The sequence below is a fragment of the Sporosarcina sp. P34 genome (assembly GCF_002743375.1).
GTDB lineage: Bacteria > Bacillota > Bacilli > Bacillales_A > Planococcaceae > Sporosarcina.
Genome location: NZ_PDZC01000001.1, coordinates 17,887 through 39,629, shown reverse-complemented (window position 1 = coordinate 39,629; position 21,743 = coordinate 17,887). Strand labels below are relative to the sequence as shown.

At 40.7% G+C, this 21,743-nt stretch carries 23 protein-coding genes and 1 tRNA gene; 4 read left to right on the top strand and 20 right to left on the bottom strand.

Going from position 1 to position 21,743, the window contains the following annotated elements; all coding sequences use genetic code 11:
• Positions 1 to 131 precede the first annotated feature (131 nt).
• The 11 genes from CSV63_RS00205 to CSV63_RS00155 all read right to left on the bottom strand — a co-directional run bounded on the left by CSV63_RS00205 (position 132) and on the right by CSV63_RS00155 (position 13,891).
• Entirely contained in the window at positions 132 to 1,709 is a 1,578-nt protein-coding gene (locus tag CSV63_RS00205; RefSeq protein WP_099694030.1) for a peptide chain release factor 3, read from the bottom strand.
• Positions 1,710 to 1,823: 114 nt separating this feature from the next.
• Positions 1,824 to 3,314 (bottom strand): UDP-N-acetylmuramoyl-L-alanyl-D-glutamate--2,6-diaminopimelate ligase, encoded by a 1,491-nt coding sequence (locus tag CSV63_RS00200; RefSeq protein ID WP_099694029.1) that lies wholly within the window; start codon positions 3,312 to 3,314, stop codon positions 1,824 to 1,826.
• A gap of 314 nt (positions 3,315 to 3,628) precedes the next feature.
• A complete protein-coding gene (locus CSV63_RS00195; RefSeq protein WP_099694028.1) occupies positions 3,629 to 5,017 on the bottom strand; it encodes an aldehyde dehydrogenase in 1,389 nt (462 codons plus the stop codon).
• Between the two features lie 99 nt (positions 5,018 to 5,116).
• Complete coding sequence (locus CSV63_RS00190; protein WP_099694027.1) at positions 5,117 to 7,219, bottom strand: heavy metal translocating P-type ATPase; 2,103 nt, start codon at positions 7,217 to 7,219, stop codon at positions 5,117 to 5,119.
• Between the two features lie 191 nt (positions 7,220 to 7,410).
• Entirely contained in the window at positions 7,411 to 8,304 is an 894-nt protein-coding gene (locus tag CSV63_RS00185) for an RluA family pseudouridine synthase (RefSeq protein ID WP_099694026.1), read from the bottom strand.
• A 204-nt stretch (positions 8,305 to 8,508) separates the two neighbouring features.
• Positions 8,509 to 8,581, bottom strand: a tRNA-Val gene (locus CSV63_RS00180).
• Between the two features lie 185 nt (positions 8,582 to 8,766).
• Positions 8,767 to 8,916 carry a hypothetical protein gene (locus CSV63_RS16585; protein WP_199203575.1) on the bottom strand — a complete coding sequence of 50 codons (150 nt, stop codon included), beginning with the start codon at positions 8,914 to 8,916 and terminating at the stop codon, positions 8,767 to 8,769.
• Positions 8,917 to 9,304: 388 nt separating this feature from the next.
• Positions 9,305 to 11,341 (bottom strand): TRAP transporter permease, encoded by a 2,037-nt coding sequence (locus tag CSV63_RS00170; RefSeq protein WP_369823763.1) that lies wholly within the window; start codon positions 11,339 to 11,341, stop codon positions 9,305 to 9,307.
• Positions 11,331 to 11,855 carry a DUF1850 domain-containing protein gene (locus tag CSV63_RS00165; protein WP_099694024.1) on the bottom strand — a complete coding sequence of 175 codons (525 nt, stop codon included), beginning with the start codon at positions 11,853 to 11,855 and terminating at the stop codon, positions 11,331 to 11,333. Before CSV63_RS00165 ends, CSV63_RS00170 begins: the two co-directional genes overlap by 11 nt.
• Positions 11,856 to 11,998: 143 nt before the next feature.
• Entirely contained in the window at positions 11,999 to 13,003 is a 1,005-nt protein-coding gene (locus tag CSV63_RS00160) for a TAXI family TRAP transporter solute-binding subunit (RefSeq protein WP_099694023.1), read from the bottom strand.
• Between the two features lie 333 nt (positions 13,004 to 13,336).
• Positions 13,337 to 13,891: a phosphatidylglycerophosphatase A family protein gene (locus CSV63_RS00155; protein WP_099694022.1), complete on the bottom strand. Its 555-nt coding sequence runs from the start codon at positions 13,889 to 13,891 to the stop codon at positions 13,337 to 13,339.
• Positions 13,892 to 13,999: 108 nt separating this feature from the next.
• Here CSV63_RS00155 and CSV63_RS00150 point away from each other — a divergent pair, with 108 nt between their 5' ends.
• From CSV63_RS00150 to CSV63_RS00140, 3 genes are all read left to right on the top strand, one after another.
• Positions 14,000 to 14,725 carry an esterase family protein gene (locus CSV63_RS00150; RefSeq protein ID WP_099694021.1) on the top strand — a complete coding sequence of 242 codons (726 nt, stop codon included), beginning with the start codon at positions 14,000 to 14,002 and terminating at the stop codon, positions 14,723 to 14,725.
• Positions 14,726 to 14,809: 84 nt separating this feature from the next.
• Positions 14,810 to 15,325 carry a YjcG family protein gene (locus CSV63_RS00145; protein WP_099694020.1) on the top strand — a complete coding sequence of 172 codons (516 nt, stop codon included), beginning with the start codon at positions 14,810 to 14,812 and terminating at the stop codon, positions 15,323 to 15,325.
• Positions 15,294 to 15,770, top strand: coding sequence for a GNAT family N-acetyltransferase (locus CSV63_RS00140; RefSeq protein WP_233191922.1), 477 nt, complete (start codon positions 15,294 to 15,296; stop codon positions 15,768 to 15,770). The genes CSV63_RS00145 and CSV63_RS00140 overlap by 32 nt, the downstream gene beginning before the upstream one ends.
• 54 nt (positions 15,771 to 15,824) lie before the next feature.
• Here CSV63_RS00140 and CSV63_RS00135 read toward each other — a convergent pair whose 3' ends face one another.
• From CSV63_RS00135 to CSV63_RS00105, 7 genes are all read right to left on the bottom strand, one after another.
• Complete coding sequence (locus CSV63_RS00135) at positions 15,825 to 16,133, bottom strand: hypothetical protein (protein WP_099694019.1); 309 nt, start codon at positions 16,131 to 16,133, stop codon at positions 15,825 to 15,827.
• Positions 16,134 to 16,216: 83 nt separating this feature from the next.
• Positions 16,217 to 16,471, bottom strand: coding sequence for a stage VI sporulation protein F (locus tag CSV63_RS00130; RefSeq protein ID WP_099675237.1), 255 nt, complete (start codon positions 16,469 to 16,471; stop codon positions 16,217 to 16,219).
• 15 nt (positions 16,472 to 16,486) lie between these two features.
• The gene (locus tag CSV63_RS16865) at positions 16,487 to 16,621 is read right to left on the bottom strand and encodes a YjcZ family sporulation protein (protein ID WP_099694018.1); all 135 of its coding nucleotides are present in this window, start codon (positions 16,619 to 16,621) and stop codon (positions 16,487 to 16,489) included.
• Between the two features lie 71 nt (positions 16,622 to 16,692).
• Positions 16,693 to 17,055 (bottom strand): stage V sporulation protein AE, encoded by a 363-nt coding sequence (spoVAE, locus tag CSV63_RS00120; RefSeq protein WP_099694017.1) that lies wholly within the window; start codon positions 17,053 to 17,055, stop codon positions 16,693 to 16,695.
• Positions 17,052 to 18,071, bottom strand: coding sequence for a beta-ketoacyl-[acyl-carrier-protein] synthase family protein (locus CSV63_RS00115; RefSeq protein ID WP_099694016.1), 1,020 nt, complete (start codon positions 18,069 to 18,071; stop codon positions 17,052 to 17,054). The genes spoVAE and CSV63_RS00115 overlap by 4 nt, the downstream gene beginning before the upstream one ends.
• A complete protein-coding gene (spoVAC, locus tag CSV63_RS00110; protein ID WP_099694015.1) occupies positions 18,065 to 18,520 on the bottom strand; it encodes a stage V sporulation protein AC in 456 nt (151 codons plus the stop codon). The genes CSV63_RS00115 and spoVAC overlap by 7 nt, the downstream gene beginning before the upstream one ends.
• Positions 18,520 to 18,912 (bottom strand): hypothetical protein, encoded by a 393-nt coding sequence (locus CSV63_RS00105; protein WP_099694014.1) that lies wholly within the window; start codon positions 18,910 to 18,912, stop codon positions 18,520 to 18,522. The genes spoVAC and CSV63_RS00105 overlap by 1 nt, the downstream gene beginning before the upstream one ends.
• A 128-nt stretch (positions 18,913 to 19,040) precedes the next feature.
• Between CSV63_RS00105 and CSV63_RS00100 the strand changes: the two genes are divergently transcribed.
• Complete coding sequence (locus CSV63_RS00100; RefSeq protein WP_099694013.1) at positions 19,041 to 19,613, top strand: CotY/CotZ family spore coat protein; 573 nt, start codon at positions 19,041 to 19,043, stop codon at positions 19,611 to 19,613.
• A gap of 182 nt (positions 19,614 to 19,795) precedes the next feature.
• Here the strand turns inward: CSV63_RS00100 and CSV63_RS00095 are convergent, their stop codons facing one another.
• On the bottom strand, positions 19,796 to 20,212 hold the full coding sequence (locus tag CSV63_RS00095) for a hypothetical protein (protein ID WP_099694012.1): 417 nt from the start codon (positions 20,210 to 20,212) through the stop codon (positions 19,796 to 19,798).
• 73 nt (positions 20,213 to 20,285) lie between these two features.
• Positions 20,286 to 21,662, bottom strand: coding sequence for a magnesium transporter (mgtE, locus tag CSV63_RS00090; protein WP_099694011.1), 1,377 nt, complete (start codon positions 21,660 to 21,662; stop codon positions 20,286 to 20,288).
• Between the last annotated feature and the right edge of the window lie 81 nt (positions 21,663 to 21,743).

Genomic DNA, 21,743 nt, shown 5'->3' with positions numbered 1-21,743 from the left:
TCCACCATATCACCTGAATAGCATACTTTCACCGAAATTTGCTCGAATCATAACGAAAACACACAAAAATTATTCACAATTTTAACAAATAACCCGGACGGATTACAATGAATCCATCCGGGCCATATATTTTATAATTGGTTATACAGTTTGATATCCGGGTATTTATCTTGGAACCAACGCATCGCAAAATCATTTTCAAACAAGAACACTTTGTGATCATATCGATCTTTTACGAGTAATGCACGTTGTCCTGCCATGGTCTCTTTTACATCTTCTTCGTTTTCAATCCAGCGTGCTACTTTGGATCCCATTGACTCCATTTGGACTTCTACATGGTATTCCGCTCTCATGCGATGTTCGAAAACTTCGAATTGAAGCTGCCCCACTGCACCGAGAATGACTTCTTCCGTATGCAATGTTTTGTAATACTGTATAGCGCCTTCTTGCACAAGCTGTAAAATCCCTTTGTGGAACTGTTTGGATTTCATGACGTTTTTGGCATTTACTCTAACGAAAAGCTCGGGAGTAAATTGTGGAAGCGCCTCAAATTGAAAGTTCGTTTTACCACTGATGACCGTGTCACCAATTTGGTAGTTACCTGTATCATATAACCCAATAATATCGCCTGCTACTGCCTGATTGACAGTTTCGCGGTCATCTGCAAGGAATTGAGTCGTTTGCGTTAACTTGAAGTTTTTAGATAGACGTGGAACCGTTACCGTCATGCCGCGCTCAAATTCACCAGAAACGATTCGAACAAATGCAATACGATCCCGATGTGCAGGATTCATGTTAGCCTGAATTTTAAAGATGAAGCCTGAAAAAACTTCAGACTCAGGATCTACATATTCAGCATCTTTCGTTAACCTCGGTTGAGGCTCAGGTGCGAATTGTAAAAACGTTTCTAAAAATGTCTGAACACCAAAATTAGTCAACGCACTACCGAAGAATACCGGTGTCAAATCGCCTTTAGCGATACGTTCTTCATCGAAGTCGTTCCCGGCTTCATTCAATAGCATGACGTCTTCTACTGCTTGTTTATAGTAAGAAGTCTCTTTCATGGAGTGTTCTACTGCAAGCTCGCCGTCTTCGTCGATTGGAAGGAAACGTTCCTCATCTGCATTCGGACGCGCTAGCTCTATACGTTCATTGAAGCGATCGTAAATGCCTAGGAATTCTTTCCCCATCCCAATGGGCCAATTCATGGCATAAGATTGGATTTCCAACACTTCTTCTAATTCTTCCATTAGCTCCAAAGGCTCTTTACCTTGGCGGTCCATTTTATTAATGAATGTGAAGATAGGGATTCCGCGCATTTTACAAACTTTAAATAATTTAATCGTCTGTGGCTCGATTCCTTTTGCTGAATCTACCATCATGACGGCAGCATCCACTGCCATTAATGTTCTATACGTATCTTCACTGAAGTCTTCGTGTCCGGGTGTATCCAAAATATTGACACGTTTGCCTGCATAGTCAAATTGTAAAACGGAAGAAGTGACAGATATTCCACGTTGTTTTTCAATTTCCATCCAGTCAGACGTAGCGAACTTTCCTGATTTCTTTCCTTTAACAGTACCGGCATCACGAATCGCTCCGCCAAAATATAGTAATTTTTCAGTAATTGTTGTTTTACCGGCATCGGGGTGAGAAATAATCGCGAACGTTCGCCGCGATGTGATTTCATCATGTCTATTTTTTTGCATCCATTGTACTCTCCTTTTGCTTACGTTTTCTATCATAGAGAGAATAAGGATGCAATTCAATGATTTTCATTGAATTGACTAAAAAACTATAAACTCTCAATTCCAAACTGTGCTTCACTTATTGATGGGTGTGTCGCCGAACTTTTTGGTTGCTTCTTCAAGTGCAATGTTTGCATCCGAATGCGCATATTTCGTATTGCCGATAATTTGAAAATCTTCATGACCTTTTCCAGCAAATATAATGATGTCTCCAGCATTCGCTTGCTCAATAGTATGACGCACTGCTTCTTCTCTATCCCCTATACATGCGTACTGGTTATGCGGCATAGTGGCACTAAGTTCCGATAAGATCGACTCATATGGCTCGTCTCGTGGATCATCAGTCGTAAAGACAACATAATCTGCCAAAGCTGCTTTTTCACCCATAATTGGACGCTTAAGACGATCTCGATTGCCTCCCGTACCTATTAAGAATAGTAGACGATTGCCTTCTTTTTTTAATGGTTGTACGGTAGCGATCGCTTTTTCAATCGCATCCGGTGAATGTGCATAATCGATGAAAATAGTCAGTGGTAAAGATGTTTCCACTTTTTCGAGACGGCCTTTCACTGTCGATGCGTTCGCAAGTAGTGGTAAAATATCTTCTGTCGCCATTCCTTTCGCATATAACGCTGCAATTGCGGCCAACGAATTATACACGTTAAACTCTCCAATCAACGGCATCGTAACGGAGAACGTTCCGTCCGGCGCATGCAATTGGAATTTCGTGAAATTCGATTGCATTTCAATTGCTGTTGCTTGGAATGAAGACTTCACATGAATACCGTATGTGTAAATTGGGAAAGACGTCATTTCGATCATTTTACTGCTCCATGGATCATCCGCATTGATGATTGCATACTTTTGTTGATCAAGTTGCTGACCCAATTGTGCAAACAGTAAACCTTTCGCTGCACTGTAATTCTCCATCGTTTTGTGATAATCCAAATGATCATGCGTTAAGTTAGTGAAGATCGCGATATCAAATTCCGTTCCTGCCAATCGTCCTTCAACTAAACCGTGTGAAGACACTTCCATGATCATCGATTCGCAACCTTCATTTGCTGCTTGCGCAATCATCTGCTGAGTAGTCAAAACATCAGTTGTTGTATTTTCCGTTTCATAGAGGATGTCATTTAATTTAAAACCAATCGTACCAGAAACAGCTGTCTTTTCTTCAGTTTGTCGTAGCATGTCATGAATAATGTTGGCAACACTTGTTTTTCCATTGGTTCCCGTAACACCGATCATTTTCATACGTTTCGAAGGATACTGATAGTACTTAGATGCCAATAACTCAATCGCTTTGGATGTGTTTTCGACATAGACAACTGCTGTACGGTCTTCATCTATTAGGATAGGCTCTGATGCGATAATAACGCGCGCGCCACTCAACAATGCACTCTTGACGAATTGATGACCATTCACTGTATAACCTTTCAGACAAACAAATACCCCGCCATCTTGAACAGCTCTTGAGTCGACCGCTACGTCTGTTATATTTTCAGGTAATGTTCCTTTAATTGTTTTTACAGGTAGTACAGATAGTAAATCTTTCGTGTTCATTTGGTTTCCTCCAATACGTTGGTGAGTAACTCGTGTAAGTATAACAAAAAGGCGAATAGTAACTCAGAAAGGCTTTTTATTCTGGAAAATGATGTATTATAGAATGAATCTATCATTCCTATTATACGCATCTTTTCTTATCACATCCAGCATGGAATATAGCCTGAAGTTTCTATATCATGCCGAAATAATCTACTCCCATTGTCCGTTACTTGAATGATATGGATTGGTAAAACGATCATTGGTGATCACAAAGGCACTTTGCTGGCAAGAGACAGCAAAGCGCATGGTCAACAGTGTGGATTTCCCAACAGTTAGCGAATGAAACGCTTTACTACTGACAATTTCCCTCTATAGGGAGGAAATGCTATAGGCACCGATACTGCGGTACTCTTTTTCATCATCGATTTGGAATGGGAGAATGTTTCAAAACTTGCTTTCCCATGATATTGATTCATTCCGGAAGGCCCTACTCCGCCAAACGGTAAATGAATGTTGGCCACATGGGAGATGGTGTCATTGATACAACCACCGCCAAAAGGCAATACTTCGATGAAATGATTCGCTGCCTCATCGTTTTCAGTGAAAAGGTATGCAGCAAGTGGTTTAGGTAACATGCTAATTTGCTGAATGGCCATACCTAAATTATCATACGGAAGAACAGGCAAGATCGGCCCAAATAACTCCTCTTGCATACTAGCGCTATTCCAGTCCGAAAGCGCTAAAATCGTCGGCTCGATGTATTTATCCGCAGCATCTGTCTTCCCGCCTTCTACGATATATGCTTGATCTTGATCTAATATTTTCACCAATCGATCGAAATGACGGTCGGCAATTATGCGACCGTAGTCAGCACTCTTCTGTGCATCTTTCCCGTAAAACCGTTGGATCGCGCTCTTCATTTCATTCAGTAATTCATCGTAAATCGAAACGTCAGCTAGTACATAGTCTGGTGCTACGCATGTTTGGCCTGCATTCATATACTTACCCCAAACGATCTTCTCAGCCGCTTTTTTGATATCTGCAGTATGATCGACAACGGCTGGACTTTTTCCGCCCAATTCTAATGTCAATGGAGTCAATCTCTCCGCACACGCTTTCATGACGATTTTCCCGACTTTTGCACTTCCGGTAAAGAATACATAATCAAATGGTGCGCCGAGTAACAGTTGTGTTTCTTCTTTGTGACCATGCACAACAGATACATACTCCGCCGGAAATACACTTGAAATGATCTTGTCTACGACAGCAGCTGTATGCAATGCATCTTCCGAAGGTTTCAACACTGTACAATTCCCTGCTGCGATTGAGCCTATTAACGGATCAATCAACAGTTGGAACGGATAGTTAAAGGGTCCGATAATCAATGCAGTGCCATATGGTTCCTTCACGATAAAGCTCGTTGCTGGTTGTAAATGGAGTGGTGTCTTTACTTTTTCAGGCGCTGCCCATTCTTCCAAATGATCGATCATATGCGTAATACTGGATAACACAAAGCCGATCTCTGCTACATAGGCTTCAAGCGGAGGTTTGTGTAGATCTTTATGCAATGCATCCGAGATTTCTTTCTCGTGCTTTTGAATCGCTTTATACAGCTTTTCCAGCATCATTTTGCGAAATGAAATACTACGCGTTACTCCTGATACATAATATTGCTTCTGTTTGTTCATAATCATTTCAAGTTCCAGACTAGTCATTGCCAAATTATCCACACTCCTCATGATGGTTGTTGTTATCAGTCTACCATTTTATTCAATAGAAAAAACTTCAGACGATTGATTCGACTGAAGTTTCTACGTATTTTATATTTTATTTTTCATGAGTCGCAATGAATTTAATACGACAATGACCGTCGCACCCATGTCTGCCATGACCGCCATCCATAATGTCAGCCAACCTGGGATAATGAGAAGTAGCGCAAGCACTTTTAAACCAAGTGCGATCGAGATATTTTGCACAATGATTTGTTTCGTGCGCGAGCTTAATTTGATCGTATAGGGAAGTTTCTCCAAGTCATCTGCCATCAATGCAATATCTGCCGTTTCAAGTGCAGTATCTGTTCCTGCACCTCCCATTGCAATACCGACATTTGCTGTAGCTAATGCTGGTGCGTCGTTCACTCCGTCACCCACCATCGCCACTTTACCGTATTGACCTAATGATTTAATCATTTCAACTTTTTGATCGGGTAATAATTCCGCTTTGACTTCTGATAACCCAAGTTGCGTTCCAATTGACAGGGCGGTCGATTGATTATCACCCGTTAGCATCACCGTCTTCTTACCCATCTCATGAAGCTTCTGGATAACCTTCACACTACTTTTACGCACTTGATCAGCTACTGCTATTATTCCTTCTAAACCCGCTTCAGACCAGACAAGCATAACGGTTTTACCTTGTTTCTGAAACGCTTGAATCTGCTGTTCAATAGATTCTTCCACTGTGTTCAGTTCCCGGAATAAATTCGGACTGCCCACATGCACTAAACGCTCTCCAATCATAGCTTTTGCGCCTTTGCCTGTAATGGATTGGAATTGATGTACCGACAGTAATCCAAGCGGTAATTTCTCCGCTGCCCGCAAAATCGATGTGGCTAATGGATGTTGGGAAAACTTCTCGATAGAAGCTGCTTGTTGCACTATTTGATCTTCCGTTAATGAAGAAACCGACACGACATCTGTTACTTCCGGACGTCCTTCAGTGAGCGTACCTGTTTTATCAAAAGCTACCACGTTGATTTGTCCCGTTTCTTCTAAATGAATGCCACCTTTGATCAATACACCATTGCGTGCAGCGTTCCCAATCGCTGTAACGATCGCAATAGGCGTGGAGATAACTAATGCGCAAGGGCAGCCAACTACTAATACGACAAGACCTTTATAGAACCATTCACCCCATACTCCACCTAGTAAAAGCGGCGGTATGATCATGATCAGTAAAGAAATAACTAAAATAGCTGGTGTATAGTATCTCGCAAAGCGATCGACAAATTGTTGTGTCGGTGCTTTTTCCGCCTGAGCTTCTTCTACTAAGTGAATGATTTTGGCAATCGTAGTATCTTCAGCTAGTTTCGTCACGCGTACTTGCATTGCACCTTCCTCATTCAAAGTACCTGCAAACACTTCGTCTCCAACTACTTTGTGTACGGGCACAGATTCACCTGTAATGGCGGCTTGGTTAACGGATGAGTCACCTTGGATTACTTCACCATCCATCGCAATCTTTTGTCCCGGTTTAATCAAAATCACATCATTAATACGTAAATCCTCTACATCCACTTCATATTCATTATTTCCGCGAAGTACAATTGCCGTTGTAGGGGCGATTTCAATTAGTGATGTAATGGAATTTCTCGCTTTATCAATTGAATAACTTTCTAATGCTTCACTGACAGAGAAGAGGAACACTACGACCGCACCTTCTGCCCAGTCACCAATGAGTGCAGCCCCAATGACTGCGATTGTCATCAATGTAGACATATCAAATTCAAGTTTAAAAAGATTCGTTAATCCTTCCTTCATTAAACTGAATCCACCGATTATAATCGCAGAGAGAAACAGAGCGATCGACAGCCAATTATGATCACCATTTGCGGTAGATACTGCATACCCTGCTAGAAGCAAAACTAACGAAGCAATAGTCGTTTGATTTTCACGTTTTTTCCAAAAGGGCGTATGTTGTTTACTAGTCCGCTGTTTTTCAGGAAACACTTTAATACCGTCAAATGCTCCTGCCGCCTCTAATTGTAAAATAGAAGCCTCTCCCGCAACTGTTAATTTGGATGCACCAAAGTTTAACTGCACATCTTCCACAGATTCAATCTGCCGGACATTTTTCTCGAATTTCGCAGCACAACTTGTGCACGATAAATTTTGTAGGCGATAGACATTTTTCTCAGAAGCCATGTGACCAGTCCTCTCAAAAATTCGTTCATTTTACCTTATTCCATCATTCAATCGTCCGTTTGATTGATTACTTGTAGTATATGCAATTCTAGATATTTTGTCAATTTAGCCATTTAACTATACATGTGAATGAAATCACATAAAAAAGCAGTTCCTTGGATACACTAAGGAACTGCCATATGAATCGATTATTATTTTGAGCGCGTAATGAAGATTTGCGGTACTTCCGCTTCAAACCGAACTAATTCCCCTGTACGTGGATGTAGAAAAGACAAAGCTGTGGCATGAAGTCCCACTCTACGCAAAGGGTTGCCTGTAGCACCATACTTTTTGTCACCCATCACTGGATGACCCAATTCTTCCATATGCACACGGATTTGATTTTTTCGGCCGGTTTCTAGAAGAACTTCTAGCAATGAACAACTCTTATTCGCTTGTACTCTTCTATAATGTGTAATAGCATGTTGTCCTCCATTGTCAGTTGGACTCGAGTATACTCTGAATGCACTATTTTCCGTTAACCAAGATGAAATAGTTCCTGATTGTGTACGTACTTTCCCTTCGACAAGCGCAGTATACAAACGTTCCTTTACCGATTCATTCCATGTACTTTGCAACGCTTGTTGGGTTTCTTCGTTTTTAGCAAACATCATCACACCCGAAGTATCTCTATCCAGACGGTGCACAACAAAAATTCGATTTTCAGGATGGCTCCTCTTCACATACTTTGTGATTTCTCTATAGGCAGTCTGATCTTTTTCTTTTTCAGAAGCTACAGATAGAATCCCTGCATCTTTATTGATCACGATTATATCTTCATCTTCATGGAGAATAGATACACCGACTAATTTCGAGACATTTATCGCGGTTTTATTGCTTTGTATTTCTACCTTTTGTCCAGGCGCTAACGGCTGATTGTGCTTTGTTGTCATCTGACCATCCACCATAACTTGGCCACGTGTAAGAATGGATTTCACCGAATTTCTACTGCTTTTTGACATAATCTTCAATAAATACGGCAAGAGCTCTATCTGTTCTTCCACTGTATATTCTTGTACATTAGATGTGATCTGTTTTCTTTTCATTGTATGGTAGCCCTCCTGCTTACTTAAATAGGTGTTCGTATTATAATTATACACCGCATGACGGATGGTGCGCTTGAATAGCTTTTGACAGTATATGTGAAAAAATCTAGACATAAAAAAACAGCCCCTAGACATTCGGTCTAATAGGACTGTTTATGGTTATAAACCGTGTTCCTACGGTAAATAACTTAGGTTTGGCACCTATGACTCCGACTGGGCTCGAACCAGCGACCTCCACCCTGTCAAGGTGGCGCTCTCCCAGCTGAGCTACGGAATCGATCATACTAGGATGTGCATGTTGAAGTGAGTTAGTTAGGCTCTCAAGCACAAATACTATAATAGCATTATCTTCCCTAGTTGTAAACAAAGAAATTAAAAATCGATAATTTTTCTATACCAGTAGAAAAATTACCGACTTTTATGGACGTTCAGTAAACTATTCAGAGACTCTTCTCCCTTCATTTACTGCATGGGGTTTAATTGTTCTTCTGTTGAATCATTCTCAAAATATAAAAACTCTTCATGATCCAGCTCACTCATACGTTCTTTGTTAAAACCATGTGCCAAGTGCCCTTCAAAAACGTTTTCCCACCATGTCTCTTGTGTACTCATAGTATTTTCTCTCCTTTTTGATTTGATTGGTTTCTGTACCGATCTATATAGTTTATTCGTTATGACTGATCCGCTTATATGTAGTATATACATAACTCGTGTTGGTAAAACTGCGTAATTAGTCCAAAATAGTTTGACTGGTTTTCGGTCCTTCGGCTTCTTGACTTTTATATTGTCATGTGTTTTAAAATTCACTTTTCGACGGGAATCCTTATACATACTAGACTCGTCCTCTAGTAAAAAATCTATTCAATCTAGCTCTTTTCACCTAGATAGATTTGTAGAGATATAAAAGTGCATACAAATTTCTGAAAATTCTTATCTCTCATCAGTAAAATAAAAGACTTGCAAGCTCCATTTAGAGCCGGCAAGTCTTTTTAGACATTATTTAATTTGAAGCCAATGTTGGCGAATTATTTTTCTTATTGCCCATCCACTGAGACACCAGCAAGATAATGAATAATACTAAACCGATAATATCTGTGATAGTTTCTGGGTAGATCAACAACATGCCTGTACATATCGTGATAATTCGCAGAATCCAGTTCAGTTTACTATACCAGAAGCCAATGATCCCCGCTCCGATTGCGACCATACCAATAATGGCAGTCAAAGTCACCCAAACAATCTCTAGTATACTCGAGTCGAGCATTAGCATCGCCGGATTAAAGACGAACATGTACGGAATGATGAATGCAGCAATCGCTAGTTTCGCGGAAGTGACACCAGTCTTGATCGGATCCCCACCTGAAATACCGGAAGCTGCAAAGGCAGCGAGTGCAACAGGCGGTGTAATATCCGCAATGATACCAAAGTAAAATACGAATAAGTGTGCAGATACCGCCACTACAATCGGCACTGCTGCACCTGTAGGCTCACCTAGCATCAATAACGTAATGATGGCAGGTGCTGCGATTGTAGATGTAATCACATAGTTTGCCGTCGTTGGAGAGCCCATACCCAGAATAATTGCCGCGAGCATCGTGAAAATTAATGTAAGCAAGATGTTACCGCCAGCCGCTGAGATCAAGCCGGTTGCCAAGCTAAGCCCAAGACCCGTCTTGACGACAACACCGACAATAATACCTGCACAAGCAGTTGCAGCTGCTACAGCCAAGGCTGTACGTGCACCGTCCACTAACGCCTCAATCATATCTTTAAATCCAATTCTCGTTTCTTTACTGATTGCACTCACTGCAATGGTTAATACGATACCGAGTAAAGCCGCTTTCATCGTAGGTATACCTATTAATAGGAAGACAATAATCCCTACAATCGGTAGTAATAAATATATCTTTTTCAGCGTTTCTTTACGATTAGGAATTTGTGAGGCATCCATCCCTTGCAAACCAACACGCTTTGCTTCGAAATGGGTCATGATCCAAATTCCCGTGAAGTACAGCAACGCGGGGATAGCTGCTGCTTTGGCAATTTCCCAATACGTAACGCCCCCGATAAATTCAACCATCAGGAATGCAGCGGCTCCCATGATAGGTGGCATAATCTGTCCACCTGTAGACGCAGCTGCCTCTACTCCGCCTGCGAATTCTTTTCGGTAACCTAACTTCTTCATCATCGGGATCGTGTACGAACCGGACCCAACGACATTTGCTACAGAACTACCTGAAATTGTCCCTTGCAAAGCACTTGAGAAAATAGCGACTTTTGCCGGTCCGCCAGTCAAACGTCCTGCCAATACTACCGCCAAGTCATTAAAGTAGTTACCAACACCAGTCTTCACTAAGAACGCTCCAAATAATAGGAAGACGAAGATGAAAGTGGCGGATACACTAATTGGCGTACCGAGAATCCCGTCCGTTGTAAAGAACATGAGTTGAACGAGATTTTCTACACTTTGCCCTCTATGTGCAAGGAACCCGGGGAAATAAGGTCCAAAGAACGCATAAGTGAGAAACACCACTGAGATAATTGTGATCGGCATTCCTACCGCACGTCTCGCTGCCTCTAGTGTAAGGAGAACCGCTAAAATACCGATTATTAAATCGACGTCGGATACACGTCCCACACGATATACTAATTCGTCAATAAATAATGGCCAGTATAAACCAACTGCGATCGCCAATAAAGATAAAATAATATCATAAAATGGAACTTTGTCGCGACGCACACCGATTTTTTTCCTAGCAGGGAACAACAAGAATATAAGTGATAAAGCAAATCCTAAGTGAATTGATCGCTGGATTTGAGCTGTAAATGGTTTACCAATCGCTGTATACAACTGAAATATGGAAAATGCCAACAAACCGAAAAATACAATCTTCCCGATTAAGCCTTTCAGATCTCTCGTATTGGATTCAGGGTCGTACTTTTGAAGAATTTCGAGTTGTTCTTGTTCAGAAAGTGTACCCATTTCTTCATCAGAGATAGCGGGAATATCTTTTTCCCGATCTTTATTATTTTTCATTTAATCTAACTCCTTTTAACATCTTATAATTTGAAACCTTCGCTACATGAAAATCATAAGAATGCCCCTTTTGAAGAAATTCTTTTAGATGGTAATCTTGTTGCTCATATCGCAAAGACAGATCTGTATTCACTCTACCTACATAGAGAACAAACGAGTCTATCACGCGGTTTTCGAATGTAAGCGTATAAACGCCATCTTCTACTTTCAGTGTTTCGCCTTCCTCTGCATAACCCGGCAAACCGATGGCTACATCTTCATACTGCATAAATTCGAAACGGAGCTTTCCATTGTCGGTAATGCGATACTGCTCTTTCACATTGGACAAATGGATGGAATGAATATATTGAATTTGAAAATTTCTATTCTCGTGTAATGGAAGATAATACGCTTTTGGTTGTTCGCTCCGAACCTCTTCAAGTACGATCATTTGTCTATACGGATAAAACGAGATGATCAGCATTACAATTCCGATAAGAAACGTCAGCAGAAACAGAATGTTTCGTGATTTCATCCGCTTAATCCTTTCTGTTTCATTACATACAAACGACAAAATAGTTTATGTATTCCGCTAATTATATGTAAAAAAGTAAGAATGGGACGGACAAAGCTTTCGCTTTACCGTCCCTCATGATTCTCTAAGATCACTTACTCCGTTTATTGGTTCACTTCGTCAAAGTACTTCTGCGCACCTGGATGTACAGGAATACCAATTCCATTCAAACCGTTTTCCGCTTTAATCAAAGCACCTTTAGCATGTTGGATTTTTGAAGCGTTTTCATAAATCGCCTTTGTGATCTGGTAACCAAGTTCTTCAGAGATATCGTTCTGCATAACAAGCATTGCACCTACTGATACTGCAGGTGTTTCTTCTTTAGAACCATACGTTCCAGCAGGGATTATTTCTTTCGTGTAATATGGGTATTTCTCGATTAATTCATCCGCTTTGTCTTCTTCTACTGGAATAATGAAAACTTCTGAAGTTGCGTTTAGACCTTCAACAGCACCTGTCGGAGTTCCAGCTGTAATGAATGCAGCGTCAATTTGTCCCGCTTGTAGACTTTCTTGTGACTCACCGAAGTCCAAGTTTTGTGCTTTGATATCACTTAAAGCTAAACCGTGGATTTCAAGTAATTGCTCAGCGTTGGCAGCTGTTCCTGAACCCGGCGCTCCTATTGAAATACTTTTGCCTTTTAAGTCTTCAAATGTTTTGATATTGCTTTTCTTCAATGTAACCAATTGAACCGTTTCTGGGTAAAGTGAACCAACAGCAGATACGTCGTCAATTACATCTCCGTCAAACATCATTTCACCTTTAGAAGCGTAGTATGCGATGTCTGTTTGTACGAATGCAATGTTTGCATCTCCATCTTTAAGCGCTGTCATGTTTGCAGCAGATGCTTGAGATACTTCAGCAGTCGTTTTGATTCCTGTCTCTTCAGTAATGAATTCAGCAAAAGAACCACCTAGTGGATAATAAGTTCCTTGTGTTCCCCCAGTAAGTAAGCTCAAGAACTTGTAGTCTTGCTCTGTCTTACCTTCATCTTTGTTTCCGTCTGCACCTTTGTTCCCATCAGCTTTTTCGTCGTTACCGCAAGCTGCGAGTACAAGAAGCGCAAGCATGGAAACTAACGCCAGTAGGCGAAGTGAATTTTTCTTCATGTGACCATCTCCCCTTTACATTTTGTAGTCATAGACACTACCATTCTACCATGAAAGCGCTTTAACTTGTCAATATAATATTAAATTATATATTATTTCCTGTTGCATGTATGCTATTGCTGCTCGTCAACATATAGCCAGTATCAGACCTTGTCCAACGCTTATTCTAGCGAAGGCGATTGCTATGGTAAATGTAGTAGGTATAATAGACCCTACACTCTCACCGCTTACTACATACTAATATCAGAATCGTAATACTAGACGCACCGACTAATTTCATTTTCAACAAAAAAACTGCTGCTAGAAATGATGATCTAGAGCAGTTCGTTTTAGTTAGGAGTTCTTGCCATTTTGTACATCTTCAAACGTAAGACCTGCTTCTTTCAAATCGCGTGTTCTATGCGCAATTCTAGATGCCGCACAAGCCGCCACACTTGCCACTAGATCATCTAAGAACGTATGGATACCAATTCCTTTTTTGGTATCCAATTCGTTGATGATACCGACTTTATTCTTATCTAAGTGGCCGAATGTAGTAACGGCGATTGAACCATACGTGTATACCGCACCCAATGCAATCGTTTCATCCACTCCAAATAACCCCTCGTCTGATTCAACGATTTGCTGAAGTGGTCCCGATAATTGACCTCTTTCAGCAATTTCGTCCAATTCAACTCCTACCAATATTGCATGTTGCAATTCACGTTTACGAAGAACGCTTTCTACTGAGTCGATACACTGTTCGAGTGACAAACCTTTGTTATAAGGCACTTGCAGTTCATACACAATTTTTGCAATATCTTCAATCTTAACCCCACGACGGATCAACGCATCTCTTGTTGCTGCAGTCACAACGTCCGAATGAACAATGTTTTTACCTTCATCCATATTATTTCCCCTCTCTCTCTTCATACGCAATAGTTTTCACTAGCTTTACACTGTTATTTATCGGTATGATATTTAGTAAGTGTACATTAATTATGGAGGTCCTACAAAATGAATCCAGGAAAAATTGAAGAAATTCGTTTTTACAGTAATGAATTACAAGAAGAAATGGAACTATTGATATATTTGCCATCACGCTACTCCCCTTTATACAAACATAATGTCATGCTCGTCTCTGATGGCAAAGATTATTTCCAACTCGGACGGATTGGTCGAATTGCCGATGAATTAATGGAAGAAGAAATCATTGAACCGGTTATCATCGTAGGAATCCCATACAAAACGGTGCAAGAACGCAGACGTATGTATCATCCAGAAGGTGATCGACACAAAGCATATATCCGCTTTTTAGCGCACGAGTTAATTCAGTATATTGATGAAACCTACCCAACATACCAAATGGGCTCTTCAAGAATGTTGATGGGCGATTCACTGGCAGCATCGATTTCCTTATTGACCGCTTTAAAATATCCAAACTGCTTTGGAAATGTAGTATTGCATTCTCCTTTCGTTAATGAACACGTACTCGAAGCAGTCAAAGCCAATGAAAACCCTGCCAATCTTTCTATTTACCATGTGATCGGTGATAAAGAAACGGATGTACCCACAACTGCTGACGGCAGATTGGATTTTCTAACGCCTAACCGCGAACTGCATAAAGTGATTAAGGAAAAGAGATTTCCTTACTATTATGAAGAGCTAGACGGAGATCATACCTGGAAATCATGGCAACCTGATATTCGCCGCGCGTTAATTGAAATAAATAGACTTTCATAATAGAAAGAGCATGTTTGGCCATTTTCTGATATACTAAAATAGATGTACCTAAAATTCAGTCAATTCACAAGGAGGCAAATTTAAATGAAATACGGTATTGTTGCATTCCCTTCAAAAAAACTTCAGGACTTAGCAAACGGCTATCGGATGAGATACGATCCGCATTATTCGCTGATCACACCTCATATGACGCTGAAAGAACCATTCGAAGCGAATGACAAGGAAATCGAAGAAGTGGCAAATGCGTTAAAAGAAATTACCATCAAAAACAGCCCTTTTGAGTTGAAAGTTACAAAAGTTAGCTCATTCGCTCCAACGACGAACACGATTTACTTTAAAGTTGTACCGAACGATGAAATTCTCGCGTTGCACAAGGATTTAAATGTAAACTTCTATCACGATGAAAACAATTATGCTTTTGTTCCGCATGTTACCATTGCGCAAAACCTAACTTCTGGTGAACACGATGATGTGATTAACCAAATGAAGATGGTAGGTGTAGACCACACGGAAATCATTGATCGTATTCACTTACTTTATCAACTAGAAGATGGTTCGTGGACAGTCTATGAAACGTTCCGTCTTGATCGTGAGTCTTGATTTGCAGATGACAGTAAAAATCGTCTCAGATGAAAAAGGTCGGCAAGATGCGTATTCCGTCCGCAAGAAAGTTTTTGTGGAGGAACAGGGCGTCCCGCTGATTCTTGAGTTGGACGAACACGATCAAGAAGCGATCCACTTCGTTGTCTATGATGAAGTGGATCAACCAATCGGTGCCGGTCGCATGAGAGGTCTGGTAAATGCACACGGTAAAATAGAGAGAATCTGTATTTTACCTGAATATCGCGGTAAACATCTTGGAAATTTAATTATGAATACATTAGAAGAACATGCATTAAAGAATTCTATGAAAAAACTTATATTGAACGCGCAATCCTATGCTGTGCCTTTTTACGAAAAGCTAGGCTACGTCGTCACATCGCCCGAATTCATGGACGCTGATATTCCTCATCGCGCTATGGAGAAAAGTTTGTTAAACGACTGATTGCACAGAAAAAATACCCCTTACCACTAGAGTGGTAAGGGGTATTTCCTTGCGTCAGGCATAGGCGTTAATCGATTGTCCCTTTCCTACAACTTCTGCAATTTCAGGTGAGAATTGGGCTGGATTTGGCGCAATAAATCCATTTTTAACTAAAGGTTGAGGTGCACGATTTTTTCGTTGTTTCATCTGCTCTTCACGACGTCTTTCTTCATCTGCCAGAACATCTTCCCAATAGCTTGATTCCTCATTTTCCAGACGCACAGGATGTACGCGTCCGATATAAGCAAAATTATGACGTTCATTATTCATACGTTCTGCATACTGTTGTGCTTGGTAATTTGGTATTGGTAGTATATAACCCATGATGTGCACCCCCTATTAAATAGATTTTCATTAATAGTTTACCCAGTTAGCTAGAGGTATAAACATGTTTTAATAAATTTATTTTACTTACCACCTAGCATTTGTGATATATCGTTCAAATTTAACCCTTTACCACTTGTTATGATAGAGTTAACTAATTCATCTTCTACTGATTGTGGCACATCTTTTTTAGCTACTTGACTTACTTTTCGAATGATTTTTCTTACTTGTTTTTCGTCTTTGAAATCGGCATATTGAATGGCATTCGCTAATGCAAAGACTTCTTCCATCGGCACACCCGTCTTAGATTCTATTTTTTTAAAGAATGAATCGTTCATAGTCAGTTCTCCTCCTTAGAAATAGCTTCTGCCTACAATGATTAGTAAAATAAACAGAACTACAATCAAGACGAATGAAGAACCGCCATATCGTTCACCATAACCTCCGCCATATCCGTAACCACCTTGAGATGGATAACATCCGTACATGAAAAACCCCTCCTTCCTTTCTTCTCTACTATATGCAGAGAAGAATGAATTGGAGAGGGCGTTTTGGTAGTTTAAATATTTCCTTTTGAAGTAAAAAGCAATGCACCGATTAGTCCGAAAATGATGGCTGCGCTAATTCCCGAACTTGTCACTTCAAACATTCCAGTTACTACACCGACCAAGCCGTGTCTCTCGGCTTCCGCCATCGCGCCATGTGTCAATGCGTTCCCGAATGAAGTAATGGGAATCGTAGCGCCAGCACCAGCAAAATCAATAAACGGTTCATACCAACCGATTCCATCCAACACCGATCCCACTACAACCAGTGAACATAAAGTATGAGCAGGCGTTAACTTTGCGACATCCATCAGTAATTGCCCAATGACACAAATCAAGCCACCCACAATAAATGATGTAATATATATAGATATCATGGTGCTGTCACCTCTTCCATTGTGAGTTCAATAGCGTGAGCAATACACGGAATGGTATCTCCTTGTTGAAATGATAAAGGGGATAGTAAGGCACCAGTCGCTAGCAATAAAACCCGCTTATACTCCCCAGTCAGCAATTTTTGATACACATCGGAAAAAAATACCGCTGCTGAACAACCAGATCCACTTGCTCCTGCTTTAAAGGACGGATCATTACCATAAAACTCTTCTCCGGCATCCCGAAAGTTTTTCGTATGCGGTAAACCATTTTCATTGGCTAACGCTTTAAAGATTTTGAAACCATTACTTCCTAAATCCCCCGTGATGATCGTGTCATAATCATCGACCGTTTTACCATGCCCTGTTAAGTGATTCATCAATGTATCACTGGCTGCTGGAGCCATTGCAGATCCCATGTTCAACGGATCCGTCATTCCCATATCTACCACTTTTCCTACAGTAGCGCAGTCAATCACTGGGGTGCCTTGTGTATGTTGTCCAATCAATGCAGCCCCCGCCGCTGTGACTGTCCACTGTGCAGTTGCTCCTTTTTGTGAACCATACTCCACCGGATATCGGAACTGCCGTTCAATTGCATTATGTTGACTAGAAGAGCCCGCCACGATCCAGTTTGCATGCTTCGCATCCGCAAGCAATGCCGCCGTAATCATAGATGAAACAGAAGTAGCGCAAGCGGAAAACAGACCAATATACGGGATAGCTAATGCATGTGCTGTGAAATTAGAAGGTGTCATTTGATTGACTAAGTCACCGGTTAATAAGAAATCGATTTTCTCCGGCTGTTTCTTTGCTTTACTCAGTGCAATCAATACAGCATCATACATTAACTGCTTATGACCGTCTTCGTTCGTCGGCAAATCACAGCGCTCATCTTCATACGATTTGTCGAATTGCTGCGCAAACACACTTTTCTTGTTTTCCAACGGACCTGCCGTTACACCCGTTGCGTAAATACTCGGCTTGGAATGAAAGGTTAACACGCCCCGTTTTACCATGAGACCACACCAAATTTCACTAAGATCGTCTTGATCAGCGCTACAACAAAGGCTGAAAAGACACCAAATAAAATGACTGAACCCGCTAGTTTAAACATATTCCCGCCAACACCTAGTACATATCCTTCCGATTTATGTTCAATGGAGGCCGAGACGACAGCATTGCCGAATCCCGTTATCGGTACCGCTGCGCCTGCCCCGCCAAATTGGGCAATCTTTTTATATAGTCCAAAACCCGTTAACAACATAGCGATGAAAATCATTGTGGCAACAGTCGGATTACTCGCTGTGCGCTCCGTGAAGTCAAAGTACGTAATATAAAAAAGTGCAATAAATTGACCAATTAGACATATCGAACCACCAATCAAGAAAGCTTTAATGACATTTTTCATAATGGGTGGTTTAGGTGATAACTCTTTCTCTATTTGGGCATACTTTTCCTGTTGCATTAGGTTTGCTCCTTTTCAATTGATTTGATTTTATCAATTTTCTTTCGATAATTTTTCTCGCTTTTTTTATTGATCAACTTCTCCGTTTCCAATAAGATTTTACTATCTGCCGACACGGTGACTTTTAAGTCAGGATACTCACGTTCCAATTTTTTTTGAATTTTGTTGGCAATAGCTTTCTTTTTAAATCGGGAAAACGTATTGACACGAATCCCTGCTAGCAATTCATCTTCATATAGCAGTACCTTTGCTAGCTTCACATGTTCATTACTCATCAAGACATTCTCTACCGAATGCTCATCATACGGAGTAGTATTTTTAATATACGTTCCTTTCTCACTACAACCAGTGAGTAGACCAAGAATAAGTAATATTATACTTAGTTTCTTCAAATTCGACGCCTCCCTTCTATCTAGCATGTATCTTTTATGTCGGATTTATGCATATTGAGGAAAGCGCCCTGTCATGTCGATTACCCATGCATAAAGTATAGAGAACGACAAACAGGAGGTGGACAGTAGTGGGATGTGAAAAAAAAGACAGCAAACATGATGGCTGTCATAAGTCGAATTGTATTTGTGAAGTAGTGCGCTTTATCCAACGCGTCCAGAATACGTGTCCGGAAGTGGATTGTGTAGAGTGTGATACAGATTGTTTCATGGCGCCGCTTGGCAGTTTAGTCAGCCCGGTTAGAGGCCGCGTCAACACACGCGTGTTCAGTTTACTGACGGGTAACGGGGACTATTTCAAGGCAGTATTCAGAGGTGGCAAACGGAAGCATTATCCTAAAATGACAGCAGAAGAGACACTAGCTAATCATACATCGTCACATCATAAGCATACGAGCTGTGTTTCCGTATTCTTCCGTGTACAGACCGTGTTTGATTCTTGCTGTGCTACCATTCAAGTATTGCAGCCTTTATATAACGGACACCCGTTTGATATTACGACGGACGGAAAGATCTGTTATGAAAAAATTTGTAAGGTGAATGGTTTTGGACCTACGAATACATGCTTGACGGTTGATTTGAGCTGCTTCTGCGGCATTCAGTGTATTGATGATGTGTATATCAATTTCTGCGATGAAGATTGATTGGTTTCTTGCAATGCTAAATGGCGAACCCTACGATAATAGGGTTCGTCTTTTTAGATGTAGCAAAAGAAATGTATGGAATGCAGTGGCGTTTTTAAACTCCCTTTCAGGTGAATGTTTTCTACATATACGAAAAAACAAGGCGAACCCGTTTAATGGGTTCGCCTTGTTAGTAATAAGAATTAAATAGTGAATGATTGCTGTTTCCAGAGGATATCTAAAATTTCTTCCATACGGACTGAGGTTATTTCTTTGTTCGTGTTGAACCAGACCACTTCGTTTTCTATACCATGCAACTTTCCTTTGATACTTCCTTTTTCTGTGATGATTTCTAATGGTGCATACAATTCTTTACGGAATGGGTGGTGCAAGTACTCTAATTTTTGGCGAATCAGTTGAGTAGCTACTAAATCTTTTTCAATCTCTGGCGACTCTTGCACCGACACATTCTCCGTAACAGGTAAGACAACGGGGCCCTCTGATCCTCTTGAGTGTTCCGGCTCGAAAACGGATGTGCTTTCTTCTTCAACTATAGGGATATACCGATATTTTCTAATTATCGGACTGGAGATGAACAGCAACGGCTTTTCATTACGCATTTTTATCACTTCCTTTTAGTTAGCATATGTAAGTAAAGCGCCTAACGTTCCAAAAAAAAACAGTATTCCTAGTTCATAAAGAACTAAGGAATACTGTTGCAAGTCCTAGATAAATGACGACACTAATGACGTCGTTGAGCGTGGTAATAAATGGCCCTGAGGCAACAGCCGGGTCCACTTTAAGTTTATGCATAAATAACGGAATAAATGATCCCGAAATGGTAGCAACGAAAATTGAAACCATCATCGCTGCTCCTACTAGTAATGCAATCACCAGTTCATGCTTCCAGATAAAGATTAATAAGACGACGAATATCGCACAAATTAAACCTGTAATAATTCCCGTGCCTGCTTCTCGTATTAGTAACTTCAACTTACTTTCATCTTCAATATCACGTGTTGCGATACCACGAACCGCAACAGCAAGTGACTGCGTTCCACTATTTCCGGCAGTTCCGGCGATTAAGGGGATAAATGCTGCTAATAAAGCAACTTGAGAAATCGTATCCGTAAATAAATCAATTAAATTTGCTGTCAACATTCCGAGAACCAATAAAATCAGTAGCCATGGAATCCGTTTTTTGGCAGCAGAGAATGGGTTTTTATCAAATGTATCCATTGTCGAAACACCGGCAAGTTTAGAATAGTCATCCGATGCTTCTTCATCGATTACGTCGATAATGTCATCGACTGTGATAATCCCCAGTATATGTTGCTGGAAGTCGACGACTGGAACAGCTAGGAAGTTATAATCCTGAATCGTTCGAGCGACGTCTTCTTGGTCATCCGAAACGGATACGCTGACGAGACGATCACTCATAATAGAGCGGATTAACGTATCTTCATCGGCAATAATTAAGTCACGTAACGAAACGACTCCAGTCAAACGCTGGTAATCATCTACAACAAAAATATAGTAAATGGTCTCAGCGCTTGGTGCTTCACTACGCAAAATCGTCATAGCGGAACGAACGGTGGAATTCTCGGAAACCGTGACGAATTCCGTCGTCATGATCGAACCGGCAGTATATTCTTCATAGTGTAGTAATGCTTTAATTTGAAGCGCCGCTTCTTTATCCATCAATGTTAAATAGCTAACGACTTTCTTTTTATCTAGTTCTTTCAGGACATCAACCGCATTATCCACAAACATGTATGAAATCATCTCTGCGGCATATGTCGCGTCCATCTCCTCAAGGAACTCTTCGTATTCATCTTCCTCAATTTCACTTGTTTCAAATATTTCCGCAAGCTCTTTTGGTGATAGATAAAAATACATTAATTCACGAAGCTCTGGACCCACTTCTTCATAAAAAGTTGCTCGATCGTATGGATGAAGTACCAGATATTCTTGTCTGAACGAATGAATATCTTCGTTGAGCAGTAATTCCCGCAATTTCACCGCATCCAAAACGATTTCACTTTTCATTTGTTCTGGTTGAGTAGTCATGATTTCACACCTTCCCTTCTGCACATACGATACGCTTAAACGTACGAATTAGTTACTATAAAACGTTATGACTGCTTTGCA

Bases quoted from the DNA above. Each gene is read 5' to 3' on its own strand.
- CSV63_RS00200 (WP_099694029.1), bottom strand. From the start codon at position 3,314: ATGAACACGAAAGATTTACTATCTGTACTACCTGTAAAAACAATTAAA.
- CSV63_RS00145 (WP_099694020.1), top strand. From the start codon at position 14,810: ATGAAATACGGTATTGTTGCATTCCCTTCAAAAAAACTTCAGGACTTA.
- CSV63_RS00095 (WP_099694012.1), bottom strand. From the start codon at position 20,212: ATGCGTAATGAAAAGCCGTTGCTGTTCATCTCCAGTCCGATAATTAGA.
- CSV63_RS00140 (WP_233191922.1), top strand. From the start codon at position 15,294: ATGAAACGTTCCGTCTTGATCGTGAGTCTTGATTTGCAGATGACAGTA.
- CSV63_RS16585 (WP_199203575.1), bottom strand. From the start codon at position 8,916: ATGAGTACACAAGAGACATGGTGGGAAAACGTTTTTGAAGGGCACTTG.
- CSV63_RS00135 (WP_099694019.1), bottom strand. From the start codon at position 16,133: ATGGGTTATATACTACCAATACCAAATTACCAAGCACAACAGTATGCA.
- CSV63_RS00165 (WP_099694024.1), bottom strand. From the start codon at position 11,855: ATGAAATCACGAAACATTCTGTTTCTGCTGACGTTTCTTATCGGAATT.
- CSV63_RS00170 (WP_369823763.1), bottom strand. From the start codon at position 11,341: ATGAAAAATAATAAAGATCGGGAAAAAGATATTCCCGCTATCTCTGAT.
- CSV63_RS16865 (WP_099694018.1), bottom strand. From the start codon at position 16,621: ATGTACGGATGTTATCCATCTCAAGGTGGTTACGGATATGGCGGAGGT.
- CSV63_RS00205 (WP_099694030.1), bottom strand. From the start codon at position 1,709: ATGCAAAAAAATAGACATGATGAAATCACATCGCGGCGAACGTTCGCG.
- CSV63_RS00130 (WP_099675237.1), bottom strand. From the start codon at position 16,471: ATGAACGATTCATTCTTTAAAAAAATAGAATCTAAGACGGGTGTGCCG.
- CSV63_RS00185 (WP_099694026.1), bottom strand. From the start codon at position 8,304: ATGAAAAGAAAACAGATCACATCTAATGTACAAGAATATACAGTGGAA.
- spoVAE (WP_099694017.1), bottom strand. From the start codon at position 17,055: ATGATATCTATATATATTACATCATTTATTGTGGGTGGCTTGATTTGT.
- CSV63_RS00155 (WP_099694022.1), bottom strand. From the start codon at position 13,891: ATGGATGAAGGTAAAAACATTGTTCATTCGGACGTTGTGACTGCAGCA.
- CSV63_RS00150 (WP_099694021.1), top strand. From the start codon at position 14,000: ATGAATCCAGGAAAAATTGAAGAAATTCGTTTTTACAGTAATGAATTA.
- mgtE (WP_099694011.1), bottom strand. From the start codon at position 21,662: ATGACTACTCAACCAGAACAAATGAAAAGTGAAATCGTTTTGGATGCG.
- CSV63_RS00190 (WP_099694027.1), bottom strand. From the start codon at position 7,219: ATGGCTTCTGAGAAAAATGTCTATCGCCTACAAAATTTATCGTGCACA.
- spoVAC (WP_099694015.1), bottom strand. From the start codon at position 18,520: ATGCAACAGGAAAAGTATGCCCAAATAGAGAAAGAGTTATCACCTAAA.
- CSV63_RS00160 (WP_099694023.1), bottom strand. From the start codon at position 13,003: ATGAAGAAAAATTCACTTCGCCTACTGGCGTTAGTTTCCATGCTTGCG.
- CSV63_RS00115 (WP_099694016.1), bottom strand. From the start codon at position 18,071: ATGGTAAAACGGGGCGTGTTAACCTTTCATTCCAAGCCGAGTATTTAC.